The sequence below is a fragment of the Dietzia sp. UCD-THP genome, from assembly GCF_000349585.1.
Classification (GTDB): Bacteria; Actinomycetota; Actinomycetes; order Mycobacteriales; family Mycobacteriaceae; genus Dietzia; species Dietzia natronolimnaea_A.
Genome location: NZ_KB714665.1, coordinates 388 through 1846 on the forward strand (window position 1 = coordinate 388; position 1459 = coordinate 1846).

At 68.6% G+C, this 1459-nt stretch carries 3 protein-coding genes; all 3 read left to right on the forward strand.

The genetic code is table 11. From position 1 onward, the window contains the following. Window positions 1-296, forward strand: a 296-nt coding sequence (locus H483_RS39775) for a hypothetical protein (RefSeq protein WP_042330347.1), incomplete at its 5' end; no start/stop codon positions are given. Window positions 297-429: 133 nt separating this feature from the next. Next, window positions 430-714 (forward strand): hypothetical protein, encoded by a 285-nt coding sequence (locus H483_RS37080; protein WP_017838461.1) that lies wholly within the window; start codon window positions 430-432, stop codon window positions 712-714. A 112-nt stretch (window positions 715-826) separates the two neighbouring features. Then, on the forward strand, window positions 827-1459 hold a 633-nt coding region (locus H483_RS40490), incomplete at its 3' end, for a ParB N-terminal domain-containing protein (protein WP_017838462.1).

Genomic DNA, 1459 nt, shown 5'->3' on the forward strand with positions numbered 1-1459 from the left:
CCGTCTACAACCGCCAGCGCAGCCGCGTAACCAACCTCGACCAGATCGCCACCGAGGCAGGAGCCGCAGCGATCAACCGCGCCGCAGTCGCCCGCCAGGCCCGCACCAACGACACCGACCGCGCAACCCTCATCGAACCCCGGGTCGATACCGTTCAGGTTACGCCGCATATGGCCGTGCACTACGTCGCCGCAGTCCTCACCATCGGCCCCCGCGCCCGCGCGATCTCCGCACGGTTCACCAGCAACGGCAAGAACGGCGTCCGCCTCACCCACTTCGACGTCCTGATGCCCTAACCGGCCGCTGGAGGGGGTCGCCCGCCTGGCGACCCCCTCCAGCGCATTTCACACCCCACCCCTCCCCCACAACACCCGCGCCCAGGTGTCCACCGAAGCCGCCGACGCCCACGAACCGTGCCACTCTGGCCGCATGACCACCGCCGAACCACTGCGCTCGACCAACCTGCGCGAACTCATGCGCGACACCGTCAACCTCGCCCGTGCCGGAGACCACCGCGCCCGCCGCGTCACCATCGGCCCCCGAAGCGGAATCGTCACCCCCCACCACTCACCCGACGGCGAGCTCGACGCCGCAGACCTCGCCGCCCAAGTGTGGGCGATCGGACACGACGAACCCTCCGACACCGGCACCTACACCGAGGGCTACTACACCCACCAAGGAGTCCCCCACATCGTCTACGCCCCAGCGCCATAACCGCAGGTGAAAGCACATTAACGCACCTCAGACGTACCATACACGCATGGCGCGTGTATACTAGAAGCAGAGCAGCCACAAGGCCGCTCACCCCGTACCCGAAAGGACCACCGTGGACACCACGATGAACCTCATCCACGTCAGCCCCTCCGAGCTGACCCTCGTCTCGAACATCCGCGACGCCAAAGCCTCCGACGACCTGGTCGCCAGCGTCCGCGAACACGGCCTCCTTGAGCCGATCAACGCCTACCGCGACGACAACAACGACCTGGTCGTCAAGCACGGCCACCGCCGCACCCTCGCCGCCGTGGCTGCCGAACTCGACCAGGTCCCCGTCATCGTCACCTCTGCCCCGGCAGACGACCTAGACGGCAAGACTGACCTGATCGCGGCCCAGTGGGACGAGAACCAGCAGCGACAGAACCTCACCACCCGCGAGCAGGCCGAGACCATCGCCCAGCTCGCCGCCTTTGGCATCTCCCCCGCCCAGATCAGCAAGCGCCTGCGCGTCGACCGCTCCACCGTCGACGCGGCCACCACCATGCCCGACACCGACACTCTCGACCGCTACGACCTGACCATCACCCAAGCCGCCGTCGTTGCCGAGTTCGCCGACGATGACCGCGCCGTCGACAGCCTCGTCCGTGCCGCCGCCACCGGCCAGTTCGAGCACCAGGCCGCTCGCCTGCGTCAGCAGCGGCAGATCGCCGCCGCCCTGGCCGAGGCCCGCGCCCAGTGGGAGGCC

Bases quoted from the DNA above. Each gene is read 5' to 3' on its own strand.
- H483_RS37080 (WP_017838461.1), top strand. From the start codon at position 430: ATGACCACCGCCGAACCACTGCGCTCGACCAACCTGCGCGAACTCATG.